We start from the raw sequence: 24,824 nt of genomic DNA on the forward strand, positions 1-24,824 counted from the left end.
ACGGCGACCCGCGCCAACTTACGAGCGGGGCGCCGGGCCTCCATACGGTCTAGACGCTCGGCCGGCGTCTCAGCGCCTGGCGGATGACACGATGCGGTACGCTCAACAGCACAATCGTGTTCTGCGCTCTGTCGCAGTGTGAGCCCCGGCCCCGGCTCTCCAGGCGCGATCCGCCGCCCGACCGAGGGGGCTTCGTGCACGAGAGCACGCACAGTCTTGCCGCAGAGAGAGTGCTGGTCAGGGGGTTACGTGCCGTGCTGACGGTGTCGTACGCACCCCTGGTCGGCAACGTCGCCCTGCTGGACACCACGGCCACCGCCTGGACCCTCGAGCTCGACACGGGAAGCTCCGCGGAGGACCACTGCTGGGCGATGCTCGACCTGCTCAAGGTCCTGAGCTTCGGTGTGCAGGCCGCCGACTTCGCGACGCCCTCGCCGGTGTTGCGGCTGGTGCGGGGCTGAGGCCCGGCCTCACCCCGACGACCACGACACTATGACGACTCCGAGGACGCCCCGGAGGTCTCGGACGGGGACGTGCTCTTCGGCCACTCCAACCGCAGCCCGCCGAGGGAGTCCGACCGGGCGCCGGCGAGACCCTCGTCCGCCGTCGCCTCGGCGACGGCGGCACGGATGAGGGTCAGGATGGCGTCGCGCATCCCCTCGGAGAGGCGCTCCGTCCGTTCCGGCATCAGCTCGGAGAACACGCTGTCGCGACGGACGACGTCGAGGCCGAGGGTCTGCGCCGCCGCGAGCACGACCGTCGTGATGTCGACGTCCAGGACCCGGGCGATGACCGTCAGCGACTCCGGGTCCGGGAACCTCCGTTGCGGGACCCCGGAGCCGAGCTGCTGCCAACGGCCGCGCGTGAGGGCCTTGTCGGAGATGCGCTCGAGGTCGCTGTAGGACCATCCGCGATCCCGCATGCGGGCGCGGATGAGTTCGTGAAGGGGAGTCGCGGGGCTGCCGTACCCACTCGGATCATCCTCGGACACTGCTCTCGCTCACCTCGGACCACGACGAGCGGCCGCGGGCGCCGCACCCGGAGCGGGCGAGGACTCGCGAAGCGCCACTGCTCCGTCTACTGTGGCTCTCTCTTCGGCATCACTGTACTTGACAGACCGCGCCGGAGCGCCGGGTGCCTGCCGCCATCACGTTCCTTTCCGTTCCGGGGCGTAACGCGGAGGGCGTGGGCTGCGAACCTCCTGTGTGCGGGGGTACGCGTAGTCACACTCTGGTCACGGACAGGGGCCGGCGTGAGCGCGGGATCGTCGTCGAGAGGAGCGCTGATGGGTGACCGTCCCGGGCCGGACGACGCCGGGCCGACGTTCGCCCAGGTCCTCGGCGAAGATCTGGACGACACCGGCCATCCCGCGTGGTGCCAGTTCGACCGGCCGGGCGCGGTCGGAGGCGTCGAGCACGTGTCCAGGCTCTTCGAGTGGCGCCCCTCGTACATGCCGGATGTCGCGATGACCGGATGGCTGCGGCGCGTCTCCTATCGGGACGGCAGCGAGGAGACCCCGGTCGTCGTCCTCCAGGTCGACAACCCCGAACAGCCGGGCGAGATGGGGATGACCGCCGAGGACCTCGCGTCGCTGGCGGAGCATCTTCTGGTGCTCCGGCGGACGCTGCTCGGCTGAGTCCACCCGCGGAGTCAGCTCTCCAGGGTGCTCTCGGGGCTGGGTCCGTCGGCGCTGCCGGCGGAGCGCTGGCGCCCTTCGTTGGCGATGCGGAACTGCTTGGCGAGCTCCACCAGCGATCGCCACTGGTCATCGGTGAGATGGTGGAAGTCCTCGGGCAGGGTGCGGACCTGGTGGACCGGGCGGCGGAGCTCGGCGAGCACGGCGTTGTAGTCGAGACCCAGGGCCGAGCAGAGCGGCCTGATCGTGTCGTAGCGCGAGTGCGAGACGCGGCTCTTCAGGACGTTGTGCACGGTGCCCTCGGAGACCGGGTCGCCGAGTTCGGCGGTGAGTCGCGCGAGCTGCTTGATGTTCACCCCGCGCCGCTGCATCGCCTCTCGGACGATCTCGCCCAGGCTCCGCTCCACGAGGCCGCACCTTACGGTCTCGCCTCCCGGCGCTGTCCACCTTCCGTCACCGACCAGTCTCTCTGCGGCGCCCGAACGTGGATCTGTGGCCGCGGTTCCCGGCGAACTGGTGACGCACTGTGAGAACTAGCCGACGGTGGCGACGCACCGTCACATCGTCAACCCCGTTGGCGGCTTGAGCCCTCGGAGTGCGGGTCGTAGTCTCAGATCGCGATTGTTCTTTGCGCTTGAAGATGGTGGCCCCAGACCTCGGCCCCGGTCACCGAGGGGGTTCGTTCCCCGCTGATGTCAGACGCGAGTACCGGGGGGATTTCTGTGGGTGTCGCCGCGTGGATCTATCTCTGTGCTGTGTCCTGGACGTTGATGAGCTGCGGCCTCGGTCTCGTGGTCGGCCGACTCCTGGCGACGCGGGATCAGGGTCAGCCGGCCGAGGCGGATCGCGAGACGCCTCAGGTGGTCTGGTCGGCCCTCGCGCCGGCCACGGCCGTCCAGACAGGCACGCCGTCGATCCGCCGGGGCAGCAGCCCGGACTCGGCGGCGGTGGTGACCAGGACGACGAGGTCGACCGCAGGGTGCTGCGCTGCGTGGTGCAACTGCCGCTCCACGGGTTCGGTGAGCCCGCCGAGTGCCGGCACCACGCCGATCGACGCCTCGACGCGGGGGAACGGCTCCGCGGCCAGCAGCGGCAGGCGGAGGTCACCACCGAGCGCGTAGTCCCGGACGGTGACGAAGCCGGCTCCCGCGAGGAGCAGGGCGATCACGCCGATGACGGACGTGGGGTCGAGGTGGGGGAACGACGCACCCTCGATCAGCTCGACGACGCGGTGAGCCAGCAGTTCAGCATTCATGCTCGACCCTCCCGCCTCCCACGACAGGACCATGATTACCTGTCGGAGCCCGTGAGGCGAGCCCCTGACGGCACCGGTGTGTCGCGGACCTGCTCAGGCGGACGCCGACGCCCCGTGGGGCAGGCGTGCCACGAAACGGCGCGTCTCGCCGTCGGTGCCGTCGCCGCCGTCGATGTGGTTCCAGCCGCTGACGAACACGCCCTGCTCGGAGAGCACGCGCACGGCGACGGCCTGGGCGACCGCGGGACGCACCCGGGGTGCCGCGCCCCGGGGCGCCAGGGGGATCGACCACGCCACACGACCGCCGCGACGGCACAGCAGCGACCAACCCTCGGCGTAGGTGAGCGGCTCGCTGACCAGCTCGTACTCGGAGACTGCCACGGGCGGGACGACGACCCGCGGGTCGGGGGCGGGCGCCGCGACGGCGAGGTCGCGGAGCCCGATGACGTCCAGGTCGCGGTTCGTGATCATGTCCGGTCCTCCCGCAGTGCGACCGCCCGCCGAGCAGCGCAGGGCGATACACAGCAGCTATGTATCGAATCGAGCCAGACGTTAGCTGCGCCACAACGGACCGAGCAACACGCTACGTGTCACCGATACCGGATCGAGCACGTCGGACGGGTGCGATCTTCACTCGCACGGCGCAGTGCACGGCGTGTCGTGGTGAAACGAGCGTGAGAATCGGTCCGTCGTGACGCGGAGCATCGATACGACACGTTTGTGTATCCGTGCCCGAGGGTCACCTAAGGGCCGTGTCTCCCGCCGAGCGCGACCCCGCACGTCCGCCTGTGGCGCCCCGGGTCAAGGCCGTGGGCTCGGGCGACGACGCCGCACCCGCCGGGGGGAACGTGGGCGGGCGACCGCGCAACGCCGAGATCGACCGGCACGTCCTCGAGGTGGCCCTGCGTCACCTGTGCACCGTCGGGCTGCGCGGGCTCTCGGTCGCCGCGGTGGCCGAGGAGGCGGGGACGACGCGCGCCGCGGTGTACCGGCGGTGGGCGGGGCGCACCGAGCTCGCCGTCGCGGCGCTCGGGACGATCACGCACGGCCCTCCCCCTGCGCCCTCGGGCGATCCGTTCGCCGACCTCGTCGGCGAGCTCGCGCGGTTCCGGCGCTTCGTCGTCGACACCGACGCGACCGCCCTCGTCGCTGTCGCGCTGGTCGAGGCCACCGACGTCCGGGTGTGCGACGAGATCCGGCGTCGGCTCGTCGAACCGCGCCGCCGCCGGCTCCGCGAGTGCCTGCGCGCCGGGGTCGAGTCGGGCGCGCTGCGTGCGCAGGCCGACCTGGCGACGGCCGAGGACCTGCTGACCGGCTCCTGGCTGGCCCACGCCGCGCGCGGCGCGCCCCTCGCGGACGACTGGGCAGTGCGCACCGCGGCGATGGTGTGGGCCGCGTGCGGCGGGGTCCCCGGCGAGCACGAGACCCAGCGCTAGACGTCCACCCCGAGACGTCGACCCCTAGACGTCCACCGAAGCCGCCTCCGGGTCGGCCGATGCGCCGCGTACGGGCAGGTCGGCGAAGAACGCCGGCGGCTCCGTCCAGGGATCGGCGAGGGTCCCGTTCTCGGCGTCGTGGATGGCCCGCCAGACCCGCTCGGGGGTGAGCGGCATGTCGACGTGGCGCACCCCCAACGAGGAGAGGGCGTCGACGACCGCGTTCTGCACCGCGGGCGTCGAGCCGATGGTGGCGGCCTCGCCGATCCCCTTCGCGCCGAGCGGGTTGTAGGGCGTCGGTGTCTCGGTACTCGCGACCTCGTAGGTCGGGAGCTCGGCCGCGGTGGGCAGCACGTAGGCGGCGAAGGTGCCCGACGTCGGGTTGCCGTCGTCGTCGTAGGAGAAGCCCTCCCACAGTGCCTGCGAGATGCCCTGCGCAAGCCCGCCGTGCTGCTGACCCGCGACGAGCGTCGGGTTGAGCACGGTGCCGCAGTCGTCGACGGCGACGTGGCGCACGGGCGTCACGCGGCCCGTGTCGAGGTCGACCTCGACGACCGACACGTGCGCACCGAAGGGGTACGTCGCACCGGACTGGCTCTCGTCGCGCGCCTCGCTCAGCGACACGCCCTGCTCGGTCGCGGCGGCCGCGACCTCGCGCCACGTGAGCACGCGGTCGGGCACCCCGGCGACGCCCAGACCGACGATGCCGGCGTCGTCCACCGCGGTGATGTCGCCCGGGTCGGCCTCAAGCGCGGCGGCGACGACCTCGCGCGCCCGGGACAGCACGGTGTCGGCCGCGACGAGCACGCTCGAGCCCGCGAGCTGCAGCGAGCGCGAGCCGCCGGTCCCACCACCGCGCGGCACCGAGGCGGTGTCGGACTGCACGAAGCGCACCTGCTCCATCGGGACGCCGAGACGGTCGGCGACGATCATCGCGAACGACGTCGCGTGTCCCTGGCCGTGCCCGGAGGTGCCGACGGACACCGTCGCCCCGCCGTCGTCGTCGACGCTCACGGCGCCGTACTCCGCGCCGCCACCCCCCGCGGTGACCTCGACGTACACGGCGAGCCCGATGCCGAGCACGACGCGGTCGCCGCGTGCGCGCCGGGCCGCCTGGTCGCGGCGCAGCTCGTCGTAGCCGGCGATGCGCAGCGCCTCGTCGAGCGCCTTCTCGTACTCGCCGGAGTCGTAGAGCGAGCCCGTGCGCGTGGTCACCGGGAACTCGTCGGGCTGCAGGAAGTTGGCGCGGCGCAGCGCGGCGGGATCCATGTCGAGCTCGTGCGCAGCCATGTCCACGAGCCGCTCGAGCATCGCCGCCGCCTCGGGCCGCCCGGCGCCTCGGAACGCGCCCATCGGCGTCGTCGTGGTCAGCACAGCGGCGCCGTCGTAGGCGATGGTGGGGATGCGGTAGACGCCCTGCGCCATGTTGCGCGTGGGCCCGAGGGTGAGCGCGCCACCGAACCCGGCGTACGCGCCCGCGTCGCCGACGACCCGCGCGCGCAGGCCGACGATCGTGCCGTCGCGGCGCAGCCCGAGCTCGCCGTACTGCACCTGTCCGCGGCCGTGCGGCATCGCCGTGAGGTTCTCCGAGCGCGTCTCGGTCCACGTCACCGCACGCCCGAGCTGCCGCGCCGCCTCGATCACCACCGCGTGCTCGGGTGCGAGCCCGGCCTTGCCGCCGAAGCCGCCGCCGACGTGCGGGGCGACGACGCGCACGCGCTCGGGGTCCCATCCCCACTGGCGCGCGACCTGCCCGCGCAGGCCGTGCGGCATCTGGGTGGAGACGTGGACCGTCATGTCGTACCCGTCGCCGGGCGCGGCCGTGACCGCGTTCCCCTCCATCGGCGCGACGGCGAGGCGCTGGTTGACGATCCGCGCGCGCACCACGACGTCGGCGCCCTCGAGCGGTGCGACGTCGTCGGGGTCGCGGACGCCCGCGGCGAGGTTGCTGCCGAGCTCCTCGAACTGCAGCGGCGCTCCGTCCCCGAGCGCGGCCTCGGGGTCGACGACGGGCTCGAGCGGGTCGTAGTCGACCTCGACGAGCTCGGCGGCGTCCACGGCGGCGGCGCGCGTGGTGGCCACGACCGCCGCGACCATGTCGCCGACGAAGCGCACCTTGCCGCGGGCGAGCAGGGGCCGCGCGCAGTCGTCGTTGAGCACCATGAACGGCCGGTGGTCGGGCAGGTCCGTGAGGTCCTCGCCCGTCAGGACCGTCACCACGCCCGGCGCCTCGCGGGCCTTCGCGGTGTCCACGGCGCCCAGCCGGGCGTGTGCGAGCGGGGACCGGACGAAGACGCAGTGCAGCGCCCCGCCCGGCACGATGTTGTCGACGTACGTCGCGTGGCCGCGGAGGAGCTCGGGGTCCTCGACACGGCGCACGGCCGTTCCCATGATCGATCCTGGCACTCCTCGACGCTAAGCCTTCGAGTGCGGTCGAACGCAACCCGAGCGGGTACTGGGCCGTCATGTCGCTGCCGCCGCCGGGACCCGACGCCGCCGTCCTCGTCACCGGAGCCTCCTCGGGTATCGGTGCCGCCGTCGCCCGGGTGCTCGCCGGGCGCGGGCACCCCACCGTGCTCGTCGCTCGTCGCGGCGACGCGCTGACCGAGCTCGCCGCGGAGCTGCGGGCGGTCTCGGGCCAGGTCTCCGAGGTCCACGCCGCGGACCTCGGCACCGACGCGGGCCTCACGCTCACCCGGGACCTGCTCGACGACGACAGCGTGGTCGGTCTGGTGAACGCCGCCGGCTTCGGCGTCACCGGGCGGGTGGCCGACCTCGCCGGGGACGCGGACCGCCGCGCCGCCCTCGACGGGCTGGTCCGGCTCAACGTGCTCGCCCTGCACGACCTCACGGTGGCCGCGGTCGGTGCGCTCACCCGCCGCGTGCGCGAGGACCGCCCCGGGGCGATCCTCAACGTCTCCTCGATCACCGCGTTCCAGCCCCTGCCGGGGGCGGCGAGCTACGCCGCGAGCAAGGCGTTCGTGCAGTCGTTCTCCGAGGCCGTGCACGCCGAGCTCGCCGGTACCGGCCTCACCCTGACCACGCTCAGCCCCGGCCTCACGCGGACCGGGTTCGCCGAGGCGGCCGGCACCGACGCGTTCGACCAGGTGCCCGACCTCGTCGTCGGGGAGGCTGGGGACGTCGCCGAGGCGGGCGTCGCGGCGATGGCGCGCGGCGACCGCAGCGTCACCCCGGGCCTGGTCAACCAGCTCTCCGCCGTCGGCGGGCGCCTCGCCCCGCGGACGCTGCTGCTGCCCGCCCTCAGGGCCGGGATGGAGGCCTTCGGGGCCTGAGGGGAGAAGGTTCTCGTGACACTTCTCGGGGGCTGCTGTCGAAACGGGGCGGGGTCGTTCGACGCCCGGGCGAGACCCCCTCCGCCCCACCCCGAGGAGCCCCGGAATGAGCACCGCCACCAGCACCCCGACCAGCACCGGCTACGCCCCCGTCGGCGACCTGCGGATGTACTACGAGCTCCACGGCCCCGCGGACGCCGACGGCACGCCCCTGCTGCTCCTGCACGGCGGCCTGTTCGACATCGACCTGCAGTTCGGTGCGGTGCTGCCCGGCCTGTCGGCGGACCGTCGGGTCATCGCGACCGACTTCCAGGGACACGGGCGCACCAACGACCTCGATCGCCCTCTGACCAGCGCCGACCTCGCAGGTGACGTCGTCGCGCTGCTGGCGTACCTGGGCGTCGGGCAGGTCGACGTGTTCGGTTTCAGCGTCGGCGGGGCGGTGGCGCTGGAGCTGCTGGTGAACCACCCGGAGCTGGTGCGCCGCGCTGTCGTCTCCTCGGTGTCGTTCACCCCGGACGGCATGCGACCCGAGAACGCCGAGGCGGTCGGCGCGATGACCGTCGACATGATCGAGGGGACGCCGATGGCGGACTCCTACCGCGCCAAGTCGCCGCACCCCGACGGCCTGCAGGGGTTGCTCGACAAGCTCGGCGCGTTCGACGGCGGGCCGGGCTGGAGCGACGCGCAGATCGAGGGCATCGCCGCGCCCACGTTGATGACGGTGGGCGACTGCGACGCGGTCCACCTCGAGCACGCGGTGCGCTTCCTGCGCCTGCGCGGCGGCGACGTCAACGGCGACTTCGTCGGCGTGCCGACCTCCCAGCTCGCGGTGTTCCCCGGCACCACGCACTTCAACGGCATGGCCCGGACGGCGCTCGTGCTCGACACCGTCACGACGTTCCTCGCCTGACAGGCGCGCACGCTCAGGCCCTTGACGAGCCTTCGCGAGTGTCAGATAGTCAACGACACCGTCAAACGCGTGGCTCGGGTCACGCTCCGGCTCAACGAGGAGAGTGGCCATGGCCTACGTGATCGGCGTCGACGTGGGCGGCACGTTCACCGATGCGGTACTCGACGACGAGTCGGGGTCGGTGGTCGCGGCCAAGGCCCCGTCGACGCCGGCGGACTACTCGCGCGGGGTGCTCGACGTGCTCGAGCTGCTCGCCGAGCAGCTGGGTCGTCCCGTCGGGGAGATGCTGGCCGAGACGCACCACATCGCCCACGGGACGACGTCCTCGCTGAACGCCCTGGTGACCCGACAGGTGCCCGAGGTCGGCTTCCTGACCACGCAGGGACACCGCGACTCGATCTTCATCATGAACGTCGAGGGACGCTACCTCGGGCGCTCTCCGCACGAGCTCCAGCACGTGCTCGAGCAGGACAAGCAGCACTACCTGCTCCCCAAGCGCCACGCCCTCGAGGTCGTCGAGCGGATCGACCGCGACGGCGAGGTCGTCGTCGCGCTCGACGAGGACGCGGCGCGCGAGCGGATCCGCACGCTGCTCGCCGACGGCGTGCGGGCGATCGCGGTGTCGCTGCTGTGGTCGTTCCGCAACCCGGTGCACGAGCGTCGTATCCGCGAGCTCGTGCATGAGATCGACCCGGACGTGTACGTCGCGCTCTCCAGCGAGGTCAGCCCGCGCATCCGCGAGTTCGCGCGCAATTCGACCACCATCATGAGCACACAGGTCGGGCCAGGATTGCGCGACTACCTCACCTCTCTGGAGTCCGGGTTGCGTGAGCGTGGTCTCGCCGGCCCGCTGCTCGTCATGCAGAGCAACGGGGGCGCCGTCGCGGCGGCGGAGGCCCCGGCGCAGGCCATCAGCACGGTCGGCTCGGTGCTCACCGGCGGCGTGGTCGGCTCGATGGCGCTGGGCCGGCGGCTCGGTCACCGCAACATCATCTCCACCGACGTCGGCGGCACGACGTTCCTCGTCGGGCTCGTCGTCGACGGCCGTCCCGAGCGCGAGACGACCACCGTCATCAACCACCACCCGATCAACGTGCCGACACTGCGCGTGCACGCGATCGGGTCCGGCGGCGGCGCCGTCGCGTGGGTCGACGCGGGGGGCAACCTGCGCATCGGGCCGGAGAGCGCGGGCGCCGTGCCCGGCCCCGCCTCGTACGACCAGGGCGGCACCGCGCCGACCAACACCGACGCCAACCTCGTGCTCGGGATCCTCCCGGAGCGTGGGCTGCTGGGCGGGCGCAAGGCGCTCTCGCTCGAGAAGGCGCGCGAAGCCATCCGCCTCCGGGTCGCCGAGCCGCTGGGCCTGTCGGTGGAGGATGCCGCGGCCGCGATCCACGCCGCGCAGAACGCCCAGACCGGCGACCTGCTGCGCAAGACCGTGGTCGAGGCCGGCTACGACCCGCGCACCTTCGTGCTCTACGCCTTCGGCGGCTCCGGGCCTGCGTTCTGCGCCGCATACGCGGCCCACCTGGGCGTCGAGGAGGTCGTCGTCCCGCTCGGCGCCGTCGCCTCGGCGTTCTCCGCGTACGGGCTCGCGGCATCGGACATCGAGCTCGCGAGCGAGCTGTCGGACCCCGCCCAGCTGCCGGTCGACGCGGTGCGCGCGGAGAAGAACTTCGCGCAGCTCGAGGACCAGGTGCGCCAGGGCCTCGACCGCCAGGGCCTCACCTTCGAGTCGGTCGAGATCCACCGCGAGATCGACATGCGCTACGCGATGCAGCTCGCCGAGGTCACCGTCCCGGTCACCGGTGGACCCCTCGACCAGGCCGCGCTCGACGAGGCGGCCACCCGGTTCGAGACCCGCTACGCCGAGCTGTTCGGCCCCGGCTCCGGCTTCCGCGAGGCCGGTGTCCAGGCCATCACCTACCGCGTGCGCGGCCGCGGCGTCCTGCCGTTCTCGCCGGAGCTGCCCGCGCTGCCCGCCGCCGACGGCCCCGACCCGGCTGCCGCCGAGACGAGCCGGCGCCCCGTCCACCTCGACATCACCCGCGGCTTCGAGGACACCCCCGTCTACGACTACGCCGCCCTCCGCGCGGGCCACGTCCTCACCGGTCCCGCGATCGTCGAGGTGCCGACGACCACCGTCGTCGTCCCCGCCGGACGCACCGGCACCGTCGACGAGCTCGGCAACCTCACCCTCCGCCCCGCCGCGTCCCCCGAAGGAGCCTGACCCATGGCCATGGCCGTCCCCGGCTCCGACAGGTTCTCGAGCCGCCCCGTCGACCCCGCCACGCTCGCCGCGTCGCTGCCCGGGAGCCTCCCGGTGCACACGGTGACCCAGGAGCAGATCGACGCGCTCGACCCGCTGACCTACGAGGTCGTGCGCCACCGCCTCTGGTCGGTCACCGACGAGATGGGCGAGGCGCTCAAGCGCATGTCCGGCTCGCCGATCGTCACCGACGCCAACGACTTCGACTTCGCGGTCTCGGACGAGCTCGGCCAGGAGGTGCAGGTCGGGCTCTACAACACGATGCTCGTCGGCGCCGTCGACCTCGCCATCTACTGGACGCTGCAGCACCGCGCGAGCAACCCCGGCATCGCCGAGGGCGACATGTTCCTGTGCAACGACCCGTGGGTCGGCGGCGGGCTGCACCAGAACGACGCGATGGTGTACCAGCCCGTCTTCGCCGACGGGAAGCTCTTCGGCTGGACCTCGGCGATCGCGCACCAGCCCGACCTGGGCGGCGTCGGGCTCGGCTCGTTCTCCCCGGCCGCGCAGGACGTCTTCTCCGAGTCGCTGCCGACCCCGCCGACGAAGGTCGTCCGCGACGGCCTCCTGCAGGACGACGTCGCCGACATGTGGGTGCGCCGGTCCCGGGTGCCGCTCATGATCGGGCTCGACCTGCGCGCGAAGGTCGGCGCCAACACCGTCGGCCGTGACCGCCTGCTCGCCGTCATCGCGCAGTACGGCGCGGACACGGTCAAGGCCGTCATGAAGCGGATGATGACCGACGCCGAGTCGCGTCTGCGCGGCAAGCTGCGCGGCCTGCCGAACGGCACGTGGCGTGCCACCGGCTACCAGGACCAGTCCCACACCGGCGACCGCAACCTGCACAAGATCACGGTGGCGATGTCCAAGGACGACGACCACCTGACAATCGACTTCACGGGCACCGACCCGCAGACCGGCGTCATCAACTGCACCTACGCCGGCATGCGCGGCGGGGTCATGCTGGCCCTCCTGCCGCTGCTCGCGAGCGACATCCCGTGGTCGGCGGGCGGGCTGATGCGCTGCTTCGACCTCGTCGCCGAGGAAGGCACGATCAACAACGCGAGCTTCCCGGCGGCGGTCAGCCGCGGCCCGATCGGCCCCGCGTGGCTCACCGGCAACCTCGTCGCCGAATGTCTCTCGCAGATGCTCGACCGGGCGCCGGAGCCGGGCATGCACGTCCAGGCGACGTGCTGCGGCACCTGGGACACGGCTGTCATCGCGGGCCTCGACGAGCGCGGACCGGTCCCGAACCCGTTCCTGTCGATCATGATGGATCCGATGGCCGGCGGCTACGGCGCGCAGCCCGAGGCCGACGGCATGGACACCGGAGGGCTGTTCTGCATCCCGATGGGCCGGGTGCCGGACGTCGAGATGACGGAGTTCCTCTACCCGGTGCTTGCCCTGTGGCGCCGCGAGGAGCCCGACTCCGGCGGTCCGGGCCGGCGGCGCGGAGGGGTGTCCGCGTCGATGGCCATCACCCCGCACGGGACGAGCTTCCCGATCGGCCTCGTGCTGGCGTCGGCGGGCAAGGCCGTCAGCCAGAACAACGGCCTGGCCGGCGGCTACCCCGGCAACACCGGTGTCGAGCGGATCGCGCGCGGCAGCGACCTGTCCGCCGTGCTCGCCGACGGGCGGCTGCCCGCGGACCTCGACGAGATCGGTGGCGAGCAGGAGACGTGTCCGTGCTACGGGGAGACCTACGTGGCCCCCGGCGAGGTGTTCACCATGTTCTGGCAGGGCGGCGGCGGGTACGGCGACCCCCTGACCCGTGACCCCGAGGACGTCGCCCGCGACGTGCGCGAGCTCAAGGTGGGCGCGGAGAACGCGCCGGCCGCCTACGGCGTCGTGCTCGACGGCGGCGGCGCCCCGGACCTCGCGGCCACGGAGCGGCTCCGGGGGGAGATGCGGGACGCGCGGCGGTCGCGGGGTGCGTCCGGTGACGGTCAGCGGGCCACCGTGGACGTCTCCCGCGGGCGTCGCCTCGACGACAACCTCGTCGCCGTGGGGGCGGGAGCGGACCAGCAGGTCGCGTGCCGGCACTGCGCCACGCTGCTCGGGACGGGCACGGAGGGCGCGCTGGACCTCGTGCGCCACGAGGGCCCCGCCACCGACGCCGGGCCGCAGATCGCCCCCGACGCCGACTTCTACGTCGACCAGGCCGTGCAGTTCCGCCAGTACTGCTGCCCGGGCTGCTTCACCGCGATCTCCACCGCGGTCGTCCCGGCCGACCACGTCGACGACATCACCCGCGCGAGCCGCGTCCTCGCCGACGCGGGCCGGTAGGAGCGCCGGGAGATGCTGCACCGCGTCGCCGTGCTCGGCGGGGGCCCCGGAGGGCTCTACGCCGCACGGCTGCTGAAGCTCGCCCGACCCGGGACCGAGGTCGTCGTGCACGAGCAGGGTGTGCCCGACGAGACCTTCGGCTTCGGGGTCGGGCTGGCCGCCCGGACCCAACGTCGTCTCGAGGAGGCCGATCCCGCCACCCTGCGCGACATCCTCGCCTGCTCGTACTCCCACGACATGCGTATGCGGGTCGGCGGCCGGGAGGCCGGGATGAGCGTGTCGAGCCTGGTCGCCGTCGGGCGCGCCGAGCTCCTGGGTGTGCTCCAGCGCCACGCCGAGGACGCCGGGGTGAAGCTCGAGTTCGGGGTCCGGCGTGCCGCCGACGAGCTCGACGCCGACCTGGTGATCGCCGCGGACGGGGTGGGGAGCGCGACGCGCTCGGCGGACCCGGAGGCGTTCGGCGCCGAGGTCGAGCCCGGGACGGGGTGGTACCTCTGGGCCGGGACGGACGTCGCGCTGGACCACGCGCTGTTCGCGCCGGAACGCACCGAGCACGGCGTGTTCGTCACGCACGCGTACCCGTACGCGCCGGACCGCAGCACGTTCCTCGTCGAGACCGACGAGGCGACGTGGCGCTCCGCCGGGTTCGAGGCGACCACGGCGGCCACCCCGTTCGACGCGTCCGACGACGCCGCGCTCGAGCACCTCTCCGACGTGTTCGCGCCGCACCTCGGCGGGCACCGGCTGATCGGGAACCGGACACGGTGGCTGCAGTTCCGGACGGTGCGCTGCGCGCGCTGGCACGACGGGCGCGCGGTGCTGCTCGGGGACGCGGCGCACACGGCGCACTACTCCGTCGGCTCGGGCACCAGGCTCGCGATGGAGGACGCGATCGCGCTGGTCTCGGCCCTGGATACCGGGGACGACCTCGACACGGCTCTGAGTGCGTACACCGGGGCACGCCGCCCCGCGGTAGCGCGCATCCAGGACATCGCGGAGCGCTCGCGGCGCTGGTGGGACACGTTCCCGGAGCGCCTCGAGCTGCCGGTCGAGCAACTTCTGGTCGCCTACATGAGCCGGGCCGGCAATGTGCCGCTCGACCGGTTCGCGGCGGGGTCGCCCGAGGTGGTGCACGCGGCACTGGAGCAGTGGGCGGGGGAGGAGCCGCTCGGTGACTCCCTGGCGGAGTGGGTGCTCGCCCGGCCGTTGCGGCCCTCGACACCGGGGCAGGAGCCCGTCGCGGGGGACGACATCGCCGGGCCCCGCGGCTTCGACTCCCGGGTGGTCCCCGACGACCCCGGAGCGCTCGACGCGACGGTCCTCGACGTGGGGACCGACGCCCGGCCCGCCGGCTCGGAGGCGGTCGTCGAGGAGGCGGTGCGACGCGGCGAGACGGTGACCGGCTGCGTCTGGCTCACGGGCGGGGACGACCGCTCGAGCCTGCTCACCCGGCTCGAGGTCGCCGAGCGTCTCCGCCGCCGGACCGACGCGCTGGTCGTCGTCGCGGGGCCCGACGAGCTGCGCGCCGACCTCGCCGACGGTCTCGCCGCGGATCGGGCGCACCTGGTGGCGGTCCGGGGCGAGCGCAGCGACGGGAAGAAGGACCGGGGCGAGCGCAGCGACGGGAAGAAGGACCGGGGCGAGCGCAGCGACGGGGGACGGGCCCGATGACGACCACGCAGCGGTACTTCCCCTCCGAGGTCGCGGGAACCTACCGCGACGCCGGGCTCTGGGGGACCCGGACGGTCGCTGAGGAGTTCCACGCCGTCGCGGTCGCCCACCCCGGGGACGACGCCGTGGTGACGGGCGAGGGACGGCTGACCTACGCCGAGCTCGACGCCCGCACCGACCGCATCGCCGTCGGTCTCGCCGACCTCGGTCTGCACCCGGGCGACCCCGTGATCGTCCAGATCACGAACCGCCTCGAGGCCGTCCTGGCCTGGTACGCGCTGCTCAAGGCCGGGCTCGTGCCGGTCGCGACCCTCGCCGCGCACCGCGGCCACGAGATCGCCCACATCAGCCGAGCGGTCGGCGCACGGGCGCACCTCGTGGAGGCCGGCACGCGCGGCACCGACCTCGTCGCGTTCGCCCACGAGCAGGCCCGCGAGCATCCGACGATGCGCCAGGTCCTGGTCCTCGGCGACCTTCCCGTCGCCGACGTCGACCCCGTCGAGGCCCGCCGGCGCGTCGAGGCGATCCAGCGCGGGATCGACCCCGACGACGTCGCGGTCTTCCAGCTCTCCGGCGGCACCACGGGGGTGCCGAAGCTGATCCCGCGCCTGCACGCCGAGTACTGGTACAACGCCCGGGCCTACGCCGCGTTCCTGGGCTGGGGTGCCGACGACCGCGTCGGGCACCTCATCCCGATCATCCACAACGCCGGCATCGTGTGCGGCGTCCACGCCCCGCACAGCGTCGGCGCGTGCCTCGTGCTCACCGACCACGACCTCGACACGGCCATGCCGGTGCTCGTCGCCGAACGCACCACGGTGGTGCTGTTCGGGCACGTCCACTACCGCGCGCCCGAGCACCCGCTCTACCCCGCGCTCGCGGGGTCCCTGCGCACGGTCGTCCTGTCCGGCGCGAAGGTCTCCGAGGAGCTCTTCGCCGCGACCGCTCGGGACGGCATCGCGGTCGGCCAGCTCTTCGGGATGGCCGAGGGCATGTTCCTGGTGACGCCGCTCGACGCGTCGCCGGAGCTGCGCCGCACCACGGTCGGGACACCGATCTCGCCGCTCGACGAGGTCCGGGTCCTCGAGCCGGGCAGCGAGCACGAGGTCGGAGACGGCGAGGTGGGCGAGCTCTGCTGCCGGGGCCCGTACACCCTGCGGGGCTACTACACCGGGGCGAGCGCAGCGACGGGAGAAGCACCGACGGCCCGTCCGGAGGCCTTCACCGCCGACGGCTTCTACCGCACGGGCGACCTCGCGAAGGCCACCACGATCGACGGGCTCCGCGCGTTCTCGATCGAGGGCCGCATCAAGGACCTCATCAACCGGGGCGGCGAGAAGATCAACGCCGAGGAGGTCGAGCTCCTGCTGCTCGCCCACCCGCACGTCGTCGAGGCCGCACTCGTCGCGATGCCCGACCCGCGGCTCGGCGAGCGCGGCTGCGCCTACCTCGCCACCGACGGCACGTCCGTCACCCTCGCCGACCTGCAGGACCACCTCCGCGCCCTCGACGTCGCCAAGTTCAAGTGGCCCGAGCGCGTGGAGCTCCTCGAGGCCCTGCCGCGGACGAAGGTCGGGAAGCTCGACAAGAGGGCCATGACCGCCGACATCGCCGCGCGTCTGGAGAACCCGTGAGCCACCACCGCATCGGGATGATCGTCCCCAGCTCGAACGTCACCGTCGAGACCGAGGTCCCGGCGCTCCTGGCCCGCCACGCGAGCGCCACCTTCTCCTTCCACGGCAGCCGGATGCGGATGCACACGGTGTCGCCGGAGGAGCTCGTCGCGATGAACGCCCAGCGCGGGCGCTGCGTCGACGAGCTCGCCGACGCCGGTGTCGACGCCCTGCTCTACGCCTGCCTCGTGGCTGTGATGGCGCAGGGCACGGGTGAGCACCGGCGGGTCGAGGCGGAGGTCGCCGCACAGCTCGCGGAGCGCGGTCTGCCGGCCGGGCTGGTCTCGAGCGCGGGCGCGCTGGTCGACGCCCTCGCCGCGACGGCGGCCCGGCGGGTCGCGCTCGTCATGCCCTATCTGCGTCCGCTGGCCGAGCAGGTGGTCGCCCACCTGGAGGCGGAGGGCGTCGACGTCGTCGACTGGGTCGCGCTCGAGGTCGGCGACAACGCCGAGGTGGGCTGCATCCCGAACGAGCGGGTGCTCGGCGCCGCCCGCGGGCTCGACCTCTCCCGTGCCGACGCCCTGGTGATCTCCTGCTGCGTCCAGATGCCGTCGCTGCCCCTCGTGGCCGTCGCCGAGGCCGAGCTCGGGCTGCCGGTGCTCTCCGCCGCCACGGCAGGCGCGTTCTGCCTGCTCCGCGCGCTGGGGCTGCCGCCGGAGATCCCGGATGCCGGCTCGCTGCTCGCCGGCGGTGTCGGGTCGGTGCGCCATGCCGAGGTGCTCCCGCCCCGGCTCCGCGCGCCGTGAACGCCCACCCCGGTCCGGGGGCGCGGTCTCGGTATCGTCGCCGCTCATGAGCCCGCTCGACCCGACCCCCGCCGAGGCCTCCGTGCGGAGGCCCCGTCGGGAGTTGGTCGAGGCCCAGATCTACGAGAAGGCCACCCGGCTCTTCGCCGAGCGCGGTTTCGCGGGCACGAGCCTGCAGGACATCGCCGACGCCATGGGCATGACCCGCCCGTCGCTCTACTACTACGTCAAGAACAAGGACGAGCTGCTCGCGCGGCTCGTCACCGAGATCACCGAGGCTCCGGCGGCGTCCACGGAGGAGATCGCCGACCGCGACGCCGACGCGCCCACCAAGCTCCGCGATCTCGTCCGGCTCATCGCCGGACAGCAGGCCCGTCACGCGGCACGGTTCCAGCTGGTGATCCGCTCGGAGTCGGAGCTCCCCGACGACCTCGCCGTCGCCCACGAGGCCGCGAAGCGCCGCGTGCTCGACGGGTTCAGCCGCATCGTCGACCAGGGCGTCCGCAGCGGCGAGTTCCGTCCGCGCCCGGTGCGGACGACCGCGCTGGCCCTGATCGGCATGTGCAACTGGGTCGCGTGGTGGTTCAACCCTGCGGGCCCGCAGACGCCCGAGGAGGTCGCGGAGCAGATGGCGGAGATGGCGTTCGCGCTGGTCGCGCAGGCTCCCGACCGCACCCCCGACGCCCCGCGCCCCGACGATCCCGCGGCTGCGCTGCGGCTGCTGCGTCAGGACCTGGACTACCTGGAGAGCGTGATCACGAAGGGCTCGGACGGGCACTGAGGCGCCCGCTCCGACCGACGGAACGCCGTACGGTCGGCCACGTGGACCTGCGGCAGCTCCGCTACTTCCTCGCCGTCGTCGATGAAGGTGGCGTGCACCGGGCGGCTGCTGCCCTGCACGTCGCCCAGCCGTCGCTGAGCCAGGCCCTCCGCAAGCTCGAGCACGATCTCGGGGCGAACCTCTTCCACCGCATCGGTCGCCGGCTCGTGCTCTCGCCCGCGGGGGAGGCACTGCTCGGTCCCGCCCGCCAGATGCTGCGGACCGTCGACGCCGCCTACGACGCCGTCCGCGAGGTCGCCGACGTGGAGGCCGGCCGGCTCGACGTGGCCTCGCTCGCCGACCTCTCCGCCGACCCGACCGCGATCTGGGTCGCGCGGTTCCGGGTGGCCAACCGGGGGGTCACGGCTCGGGTCGAGGAACGCGGGTACGCGGCGCAGGTGGCCGACCTGGTGCGCACGGGCGAGTGCGAGATCGGGGTGACGGTCCTGCCGCTGCCGGAGGAGTACCTGGCCCAGGAGCGGCTCCTCACCCAGCACTTCGTGCTGATCACCCCGCCCGGTTCCGAAGAGGCGCTCCCGGCGACGGTGTCGTTGGCCTCCCTGAGCGGCGTCCCCCTCGTGATGGGGGAGCGGCACGCGACCACGCGGGAGTGGGTGGAGTCGACGTTGCGCGCCCACGGGGTGGAGCCGTCGGTCGCGGTCGAGGTGCCACAGCGCGGCGCCGTCATCCCGATGGTCCTCAACGGCGCGGGCGCGGCCGTGGTGCCGCTGCGTCTCGCTCTCGACGCCCGGCTGCACGACGCCGTGGTCCGCGAGCTGGATCCGCCCCTGACCCGGGAGGTGGGCCTGCTCCACCGCCCGGGCGCCCTCACCGCAGCGGCTGCGGCGTTCCTCGCCCACACCCGCGACGGAGTGGCGTCGTGGAGCCGGGCGGTCGAGCGGCGACGCCGGGCCGGGGCAGGACTGATCGAGGCGGCGGCCTCCACCGAGCGGTCGGTGCGACACAGACTGCGGTCCGGGTTCGCCTCGGACCCGCCTGCGCCTACCCACGACGATCGATAGGCAGTGCCGATCAGTGGGTCGCTCAGCACGTCTTTGACCCTGTCGAGGCGGTGTCCTTGACTTTGCGCCACACATCGCGCACACCGCGCGGTCTCTCGATCCGCGGGAGCCCCCCATGCCGCCCACGCCCGATGTCGACGTCGCCACCCCGGGCCGGACCTCCGCCGGCGTCCGGCGCGGAGCGTGGACGGCGACCGCGCTCGCCTTCGCGTTCATGGTCCTGAACTTCGCCGACAAGTCCGTCCTCGGCTTCGCCGGGAGCCGGGTCATGCGCGACCTCGGCATCGGTCCGGCCGAGTTCGGCCTGGTGCAGAGCGCTTTCTTCTGGCTCTTCGCGGCCGGGGCGCTGATCGTCGGCGCGCTGAGCATCCGGGTCTCCACGCGCTGGCTCATGCCGGCGCTCATGATCGTCTGGGTGCTCACGATGGTGCCGCTGTTGACGCCGGTGAGCTTCGGTGTCCTGCTCGCCTGCCGCGTCGTGCTCGGGTTCGCCGAGGGTCCGGCCTACGCGCTCGCCACCCACGTCGTGCACTCCTGGTTCCCGGCCGAGAAGCGGGCGCTGCCGGCCGGGGTGATCAGTGCCGGCAGCTCCGTCGGCCCGCTGGTCGCCGCACCCGTGCTCACGTGGGTCATCGTGGCGTGGAGCTGGCACGCCGCGTTCGGCGTCCTGATCGTCCTCGGCCTGCTGTGGGTGGTCGCGTGGGCCGTCCTCGGCCGGCCCTCTCCGGAGGAGACGGCTGTGGCGGACGCTCCACGGACACGCACCGACTGGCGGCTCGTGGGCCGGCAGCTCGCCACCCCGACGATCCTCGGCGTCGGCCTGCTCACCTTCGTCGGCTACTGGACCACGACGCTGCGGGTTTCCTGGCTTCCCCTGTACCTCGAGCAGGGCCTCGGTTACGACACCACGAGCGCCGGCCGGCTGGTCACCCTCCCGTACGCCGTCGCCGCGGTCGCGGCGATCGGCGCCGGACTGCTGTCGAACCGGATGGTCGCCCGGGGCGTCGCCCGTCGCGTCGCGCGCGGATGGCTCTCGGCCGCCTTCGTGGTCACGGGCGGGGCGTGCATGTTCCTGCTCACCGTCGTCGGGCCGGGCCTCGCCCAGATGGTGTTCACCGTGCTGGCGTTCTCGCTGAACTCGGCGTCCTACGGCGTCGCGCTCACCGTCGTCGCCGACCTGGTCGCCCCGGCCCATCGGGGCGCGGTGCTCGGCGTCCTGGTGGCGATCTACAGCATGGCCGGGGTGATCGCACCGCTCGTCCTGGGCTTCGCCGTCGAGGGCGCCGGCGCGGGCGCGGCGGGGTACGGGGTCGGGTTCGCCATCAGCGGCGTGGTCATCGTCGTCGGGGGCCTGCTCTCGGTCCCGCTGATCGACCCGGAGCGCGACGCCACCCGGCTCGAGCGGGCGACCGCGTGACCGCCCCGCTCTCCGGGGTGCGGGTCGTCGACCTCGGCCAGTTCATCGCTGCTCCCGTCGCGGGCCGGGCGCTCGTGGAGATGGGTGCCGACGTCGTCAAGCTCGAACCGGTCGCGGGGGAGGGTGCACGGCACATCGGGGTCTACGGCGACGCGATGGTGCGGACCTACAACAGCGGGAAGCGCGCGATCGCCATGGACCTGCGCTCGGCCGACGGGCGCCGTCTCGCCCGCGCGCTCGTCGAGCGCGCCGACATCGTGCTGCAGAACGCGCGCCACGGTGCCCTGGACGCGGCCGGCCTCGGACCGGATGACGTCCGGCGGGCCAACCCGACGGTTGTGTACGGCACGGTCACCGGTTTCGGCCGGTCCGGGCCGTCGGCGCGCCGCCCCGGCTTCGACATCGCGGCGCAGGCCGAGAGCGGGATCATGTGGGTCACCGGCGAGTCGGACGGTCCGCCCCAGCGCGTCGGGTTCCCGGTGGTCGATGCCGCGGCCGGACACGTGCTCGCCGAGGCGGTGCTCGCCGCCTACATCGGCCGGCTGCGCTTCGGCGAGGGGCGGCACGTGGAGGTGTCGCTGCTCGAGGTGGCGATCGCTCTGCAGGGGACGGTGTGGGGTGAGTACTTCGCCACCGGTCAGGCACCGACACGCAAGGGGAACGGGCAGCCGACCGTGGCGCCCGCCGCCGACCTCGTCGACACCGCCGACGGACCGATCGTGGTGTCGGCCTACACCCCGGCCCACTTCGCCCGGCTGTGCGCCGTGCTGGAGCGACCCGATCTCGCCGAGGACCCGCGCTTCGCCACGAACGGCGACCGCGTCGTCCACCGGGACGCTCTGCTGGCCGAGCTCTCCGTCGCGTTCGGGGCGATGCCCCGTCGTGAGGCACTCGACCTGCTCGTCGGTCACGGACTCGTCGCTGCGTCGATCGACTCCTACGACGAGGTCGAGCACAACCCCGACGTCCTGGCCACCGGCATCTTCACGGAGGTCTCCACCGCCTCGGGTCTCCACCGCGTCGTCGGCGCGCCCTGGCGGGACGGCGACGGACGGACCGCCGCGACGCGGCACGCCCCGACGGTGGGGGAGCACACCGCGGACGTCCTCGCCGAGATCGGCTGCACGCCGGACGAGGTGGAAGCGCTCGCCGCCGCGGGCGTCGTTCACGTCCCGGCGGCGACCTCCACGCCGTCGGCGTAGTCCGGCGTCCGGCGCTCGAGGAACGCGCGGGCCGCCTCGGGCGCCTCGTCGCCGTGGAAGCCGGCGACCATGCGCTCGCTCTCCAGACGGAGGTACTCCGCGAGCGTCGTCGTCGCGGCGGCCTGCAGGTTCTGCTTCATCGCCCGTGCCGCGGCCGGGGCGTTCGCCGCGAGTCGGCGGGCGAGGTCGTCGACCGCCGCCCCGAACTCGTCGTCGGGCACGACCCGGGAGAGCAGCCCGGCATCCGACGCGGCGGCGGCCGAGAGCTTGCCGGGCAGGAAGAAGAGCTCCCGGGCGCGCGCGGCGCCGAGCGCGCGGGTCGCGAACCAGATCCCGCCGAAGTCGCCGGGCAGCCCGGCGCTGAGGAACGCGGTGTTGACGACCGCCCCCTCGGCGGCGACACGGAGGTCGCAGGCCAGGGCGAGTGCGAGGCCGGCGCCAGCGCAGGCTCCGTTGACCGCCGCCACCGTCACCGGCGGCAGGTGGTGCAGGCGCTCGACGATGCGGGTCGCGCGGCGGAGCCGCGAGAGGTCGGCGGCGACGGTGTCCCGTCGCAGCCACCGTTGCTCGGGGGGAGCCGCGAGGTCGGCACCCACCGAGAACGCGGGGCCCCGACCGGTCAGGACGACCACGCGGACCGAGCGGTCGGCCTCGATCTCCTCGAGCCGTCGGTCGAGGTCTTCGAGGAGGTCGACCGACACGGCGTTGCCGCGGCTCTCGTGGCACAGGGTCAGGCGGACGACACTGCCGGCTCTCGTGCGGTCGACGAACGCGGGCACGCCGGACCTCCTCATCGGGGTCGGGCCGCCCGATGCGGCCCCGGTCCAGTCAACGAGGTGCCGTAGAGCGGGTCAAAGACGAAAGATCGCGCGCGGTGATAGTTCTGCCCTATCACCGGCCCGCGGCCAGGCGTCGCAGGACGACGACAACGTCGAAAGATTGACGCTCCCGTCGACTTCTCCTAACCTGAGGGCCAGGAGGTTCGACGATGACACTCGAGCACAAGGTCCGCGGCGTGGACCACACGGCGTTCCCGACGTTCGATCCCGCCGGAACGGTGCGCTTCTACCGCGACGTCCTCGGCTTCCCGGTCGTGCACTCGATCTGTGCCGCGGGCTGGGGTCCGGAGAACCACCCGGACTTCATCCACTTCTTCTTCGACATCGGCAACGACGACCGCATCGCGTTCTTCTACTACTTCGGCCTCGAACCGGTGCACGATCATGAGCGCGGCGACGTCTACGCCGGGTTCGGCCCCGATGTACCGGAGTTCTTCGTGCGGTCGCGCCACCTCGCGATCCACGTCGACGACCAGGACGACCTCCTGGAGTACCGGCGCCGGCTCGACGACTCCTCCTGGCCGGTCGAGATGCAGATCCAGCACGAGACGATCGAGTCGATCTACACGCACGACCCCAACGGCTACATGGTCGAGTTCACCCGCGCGATGCGTCCCGTGACGCCGCAGGAGGACCTCGACGCCAACCTGACCATCGACGCGCTGCTCGACGTGGTCGCCGAGCCCGAGCCGTCGTTCGGCAAGCTGCTGGCGCGCAAGGCCGAGCTGATCGTGGCGCGGGCGGCCGACTGGGAAGCCGGGGCGAGCGCAGCGACGGGGGATGCGGTGGCGCAGGTATGACCGCGCTCTACGTCCTCGACGTCCCGGAGAACACGACGGTGGCGAAGGTCGCGGCGGAGGCGGGTGCGGCCGTCGGCAAGGTCGGCCCGTACTTCGAGATCACCGCCGACGAGTCGATCGTCGTCGACCGTCGCGCCACCGGCTGCCGGCACGCGGTCTGGTACAGCTGCGTGGCCGGCGTCGCCGGCGGGCGGATCGTGCAGCACGACAAGGACGCCCTGCGGGTCGATCCGGCGTGAGCGCACGCGGGGCGAGCGGAGCGACGGGGCTGGCCGGTCCTGCCGGCCTCGGCGCGGGGCGCTACATCGCGGTGGACGAGCGTCCGGCCGCGACGGTCACGAGCGTCCACGAGCTGACGACCGCCGACGGCGCCACGGTGCGTGGCGTGCTCGCGACGGTGCCGGGCGCGCGGACGGTGGTCTGCCTCATGCACCCGCGTCAGGACGTCACCCACCACGCGCTGGTCCCGCAGCTCCTCGCGGCCGGCGCGGCGGTGTGGACCCAGCACACGCGGTCGGTGAACAACGACCTGACCCTGGTGCACGAGCAGGCGCTGCTCGACGCCGCGGCCGGCATGGTCTTCCTGCGGGAACAGGGCTACTCCTCGATCGTCCCGCTCGGGCATTCCGGCGGCGGCACCTTCTTCGCCTTCTACCTCGAGCAGGCCGGGCTCGCCGGCACCGACCGGATCGCGACGACGCCCGGCGGACGCCCGACGGCGCTCGCCGACGCGACGATGCCGACGGTCGACGGCGTCGTGTTCCTCGCTCCGCACCCGGGGCAGGGGCGGCTGCTGCTCGGCTGCATCGACCCGTCGGTCGCCGACGAGACCGACCCGCTCGCCGCGGTGCCCGACCTCGACGCGTTCGACCCCCGCAACGGCTTCGCCGAGCCGCCCACCTCGTCGTCATACTCGGTGGAGTTCCTCGAGCGCTACCGGGCGGCGCAGATCGCACGGGTCGCCCGCCTCGACGCGCAGGCCCGCGAGCATGTCGCCCGCACGGCCGAGGCCCGCGCCGCGCACAAGCGCACCGGTGCGGCAGCGGATCGTCGTCGTGCACTGGCGCCCAGGATCCTCACGGTGTTCCGCACCGACGCCGATCCCCGCACGGTCGACCTGTCGCTCGACCCGAGCGACCGGCCCTACGGCTCGCTCTTCGGCGCGCGGCCCGACCTCATCAACTACGGGCAGGTCGGGTTCGGCCGCCTGACGACGCCCGAGGCGTGGCTCTCGACGTGGTCGGGGCTCAGCTCGAACGCCGACTTCGTGCGGTGCGCGCCCGGCGTCACGGTGCCGGCCCTGTTCGTCGAGCTCACCGGCGACCAAGCGGCGTTCCCGTCCGACTCCCACCGCATGGTGTCCGCCCTCGGCAGCACCGACCTCACGCACGAGAGCGTGCGCGGGACCCACTTCGGCGGCGCGATCGCGCCCGGAGAACCGACGGGCAACGCGCTCGCGGCGGAGCGCATCGCGGCGTGGCTCGGCGAGCGGCACGAGCTCGCGCCGCCGGTCTGAGTGCGCCACCGATCCGCGAGACACGTCGGA

23 protein-coding genes are annotated in these 24,824 nt (G+C 73.3%); 17 read left to right on the forward strand and 6 right to left on the reverse strand.

What is annotated here, in order from left to right:
* Window positions 1-263 precede the first annotated feature (263 nt).
* A complete protein-coding gene (locus PH189_RS23890; protein ID WP_274191342.1) occupies window positions 264-461 on the forward strand; it encodes a hypothetical protein in 198 nt (65 codons plus the stop codon).
* Window positions 462-490: 29 nt separating this feature from the next.
* On the opposite strand, the gene PH189_RS23895 is transcribed toward PH189_RS23890, so the two are convergent.
* Entirely contained in the window at window positions 491-922 is a 432-nt protein-coding gene (locus tag PH189_RS23895; RefSeq protein WP_274191343.1) for a hypothetical protein, read from the reverse strand.
* Between the two features lie 363 nt (window positions 923-1,285).
* Between PH189_RS23895 and PH189_RS23900 the strand changes: the two genes are divergently transcribed.
* Entirely contained in the window at window positions 1,286-1,636 is a 351-nt protein-coding gene (locus tag PH189_RS23900) for a hypothetical protein (protein WP_274191344.1), read from the forward strand.
* A gap of 14 nt (window positions 1,637-1,650) precedes the next feature.
* Here the strand turns inward: PH189_RS23900 and PH189_RS23905 are convergent, their stop codons facing one another.
* The 3 genes from PH189_RS23905 to PH189_RS23915 all read right to left on the reverse strand — a co-directional run bounded on the left by PH189_RS23905 (window position 1,651) and on the right by PH189_RS23915 (window position 3,362).
* Window positions 1,651-2,043, reverse strand: coding sequence for a helix-turn-helix domain-containing protein (locus tag PH189_RS23905; RefSeq protein ID WP_274191345.1), 393 nt, complete (start codon window positions 2,041-2,043; stop codon window positions 1,651-1,653).
* A 449-nt stretch (window positions 2,044-2,492) separates the two neighbouring features.
* A complete protein-coding gene (locus PH189_RS23910) occupies window positions 2,493-2,891 on the reverse strand; it encodes a hypothetical protein (RefSeq protein WP_274191346.1) in 399 nt (132 codons plus the stop codon).
* 93 nt (window positions 2,892-2,984) lie between these two features.
* Window positions 2,985-3,362, reverse strand: a complete 378-nt coding sequence (locus tag PH189_RS23915; protein ID WP_274191347.1) for a hypothetical protein — start codon at window positions 3,360-3,362, stop codon at window positions 2,985-2,987.
* Window positions 3,363-3,643: 281 nt separating this feature from the next.
* On the opposite strand from PH189_RS23915, the gene PH189_RS23920 reads away from it, so the two are divergent.
* Window positions 3,644-4,327 (forward strand): TetR/AcrR family transcriptional regulator, encoded by a 684-nt coding sequence (locus PH189_RS23920; protein WP_274191348.1) that lies wholly within the window; start codon window positions 3,644-3,646, stop codon window positions 4,325-4,327.
* Window positions 4,328-4,351: 24 nt separating this feature from the next.
* On the opposite strand, the gene PH189_RS23925 is transcribed toward PH189_RS23920, so the two are convergent.
* Window positions 4,352-6,718, reverse strand: a complete 2,367-nt coding sequence (locus PH189_RS23925; protein WP_274191349.1) for a xanthine dehydrogenase family protein molybdopterin-binding subunit — start codon at window positions 6,716-6,718, stop codon at window positions 4,352-4,354.
* Window positions 6,719-6,792: 74 nt separating this feature from the next.
* Between PH189_RS23925 and PH189_RS23930 the strand changes: the two genes are divergently transcribed.
* The 11 genes from PH189_RS23930 (at window position 6,793) to PH189_RS23980 (ending at window position 21,639) form a co-directional block, all read left to right on the forward strand.
* Window positions 6,793-7,620 (forward strand): SDR family NAD(P)-dependent oxidoreductase, encoded by an 828-nt coding sequence (locus PH189_RS23930; protein WP_274191350.1) that lies wholly within the window; start codon window positions 6,793-6,795, stop codon window positions 7,618-7,620.
* Window positions 7,621-7,726: 106 nt separating this feature from the next.
* Window positions 7,727-8,533: an alpha/beta fold hydrolase gene (locus PH189_RS23935; protein WP_274191351.1), complete on the forward strand. Its 807-nt coding sequence runs from the start codon at window positions 7,727-7,729 to the stop codon at window positions 8,531-8,533.
* Window positions 8,534-8,642: 109 nt separating this feature from the next.
* A complete protein-coding gene (locus tag PH189_RS23940; RefSeq protein WP_274191352.1) occupies window positions 8,643-10,763 on the forward strand; it encodes a hydantoinase/oxoprolinase family protein in 2,121 nt (706 codons plus the stop codon).
* A 3-nt stretch (window positions 10,764-10,766) separates the two neighbouring features.
* Window positions 10,767-13,088, forward strand: a complete 2,322-nt coding sequence (locus PH189_RS23945; protein ID WP_274191353.1) for a hydantoinase B/oxoprolinase family protein — start codon at window positions 10,767-10,769, stop codon at window positions 13,086-13,088.
* Window positions 13,089-13,100: 12 nt separating this feature from the next.
* Complete coding sequence (locus tag PH189_RS23950; RefSeq protein ID WP_274191354.1) at window positions 13,101-14,759, forward strand: FAD-dependent monooxygenase; 1,659 nt, start codon at window positions 13,101-13,103, stop codon at window positions 14,757-14,759.
* A complete protein-coding gene (locus PH189_RS23955) occupies window positions 14,756-16,393 on the forward strand; it encodes a (2,3-dihydroxybenzoyl)adenylate synthase (RefSeq protein ID WP_274191355.1) in 1,638 nt (545 codons plus the stop codon). The genes PH189_RS23950 and PH189_RS23955 overlap by 4 nt, the downstream gene beginning before the upstream one ends.
* Window positions 16,390-17,178 (forward strand): maleate cis-trans isomerase family protein, encoded by a 789-nt coding sequence (locus PH189_RS23960; RefSeq protein ID WP_274191356.1) that lies wholly within the window; start codon window positions 16,390-16,392, stop codon window positions 17,176-17,178. Before PH189_RS23955 ends, PH189_RS23960 begins: the two co-directional genes overlap by 4 nt.
* Window positions 17,179-17,224: 46 nt before the next feature.
* Entirely contained in the window at window positions 17,225-17,959 is a 735-nt protein-coding gene (locus PH189_RS23965; protein ID WP_274191357.1) for a TetR/AcrR family transcriptional regulator, read from the forward strand.
* A 41-nt stretch (window positions 17,960-18,000) separates the two neighbouring features.
* On the forward strand, window positions 18,001-19,020 hold the full coding sequence (locus tag PH189_RS23970) for a LysR family transcriptional regulator (RefSeq protein WP_274191358.1): 1,020 nt from the start codon (window positions 18,001-18,003) through the stop codon (window positions 19,018-19,020).
* Between the two features lie 115 nt (window positions 19,021-19,135).
* The gene (locus PH189_RS23975) at window positions 19,136-20,437 is read left to right on the forward strand and encodes an MFS transporter (RefSeq protein ID WP_274191359.1); all 1,302 of its coding nucleotides are present in this window, start codon (window positions 19,136-19,138) and stop codon (window positions 20,435-20,437) included.
* A complete protein-coding gene (locus tag PH189_RS23980) occupies window positions 20,434-21,639 on the forward strand; it encodes a CaiB/BaiF CoA transferase family protein (protein ID WP_274191360.1) in 1,206 nt (401 codons plus the stop codon). Before PH189_RS23975 ends, PH189_RS23980 begins: the two co-directional genes overlap by 4 nt.
* On the opposite strand, the gene PH189_RS23985 is transcribed toward PH189_RS23980, so the two are convergent.
* Window positions 21,603-22,418, reverse strand: a complete 816-nt coding sequence (locus tag PH189_RS23985; RefSeq protein ID WP_274191361.1) for an enoyl-CoA hydratase-related protein — start codon at window positions 22,416-22,418, stop codon at window positions 21,603-21,605. The two genes, PH189_RS23980 and PH189_RS23985, sit on opposite strands and share 37 nt — an antisense overlap.
* A gap of 209 nt (window positions 22,419-22,627) precedes the next feature.
* Here PH189_RS23985 and PH189_RS23990 point away from each other — a divergent pair, with 209 nt between their 5' ends.
* Genes PH189_RS23990 through PH189_RS24000 form a run of 3 tightly spaced genes read left to right on the forward strand, consistent with a single transcriptional unit; the run spans window position 22,628 to window position 24,794 of the window.
* Window positions 22,628-23,278 (forward strand): VOC family protein, encoded by a 651-nt coding sequence (locus tag PH189_RS23990; RefSeq protein WP_274191362.1) that lies wholly within the window; start codon window positions 22,628-22,630, stop codon window positions 23,276-23,278.
* Window positions 23,275-23,517, forward strand: a complete 243-nt coding sequence (locus PH189_RS23995) for a hypothetical protein (RefSeq protein WP_274191363.1) — start codon at window positions 23,275-23,277, stop codon at window positions 23,515-23,517. The genes PH189_RS23990 and PH189_RS23995 overlap by 4 nt, the downstream gene beginning before the upstream one ends.
* Window positions 23,514-24,794 carry an alpha/beta hydrolase gene (locus tag PH189_RS24000; protein WP_274191364.1) on the forward strand — a complete coding sequence of 427 codons (1,281 nt, stop codon included), beginning with the start codon at window positions 23,514-23,516 and terminating at the stop codon, window positions 24,792-24,794. Before PH189_RS23995 ends, PH189_RS24000 begins: the two co-directional genes overlap by 4 nt.
* Window positions 24,795-24,824: the final 30 nt, after the last annotated feature.

The sequence above is a fragment of the Actinomycetospora chibensis genome (assembly GCF_028737215.1).
Classification (GTDB): domain Bacteria; phylum Actinomycetota; class Actinomycetes; order Mycobacteriales; family Pseudonocardiaceae; genus Actinomycetospora; species Actinomycetospora chibensis.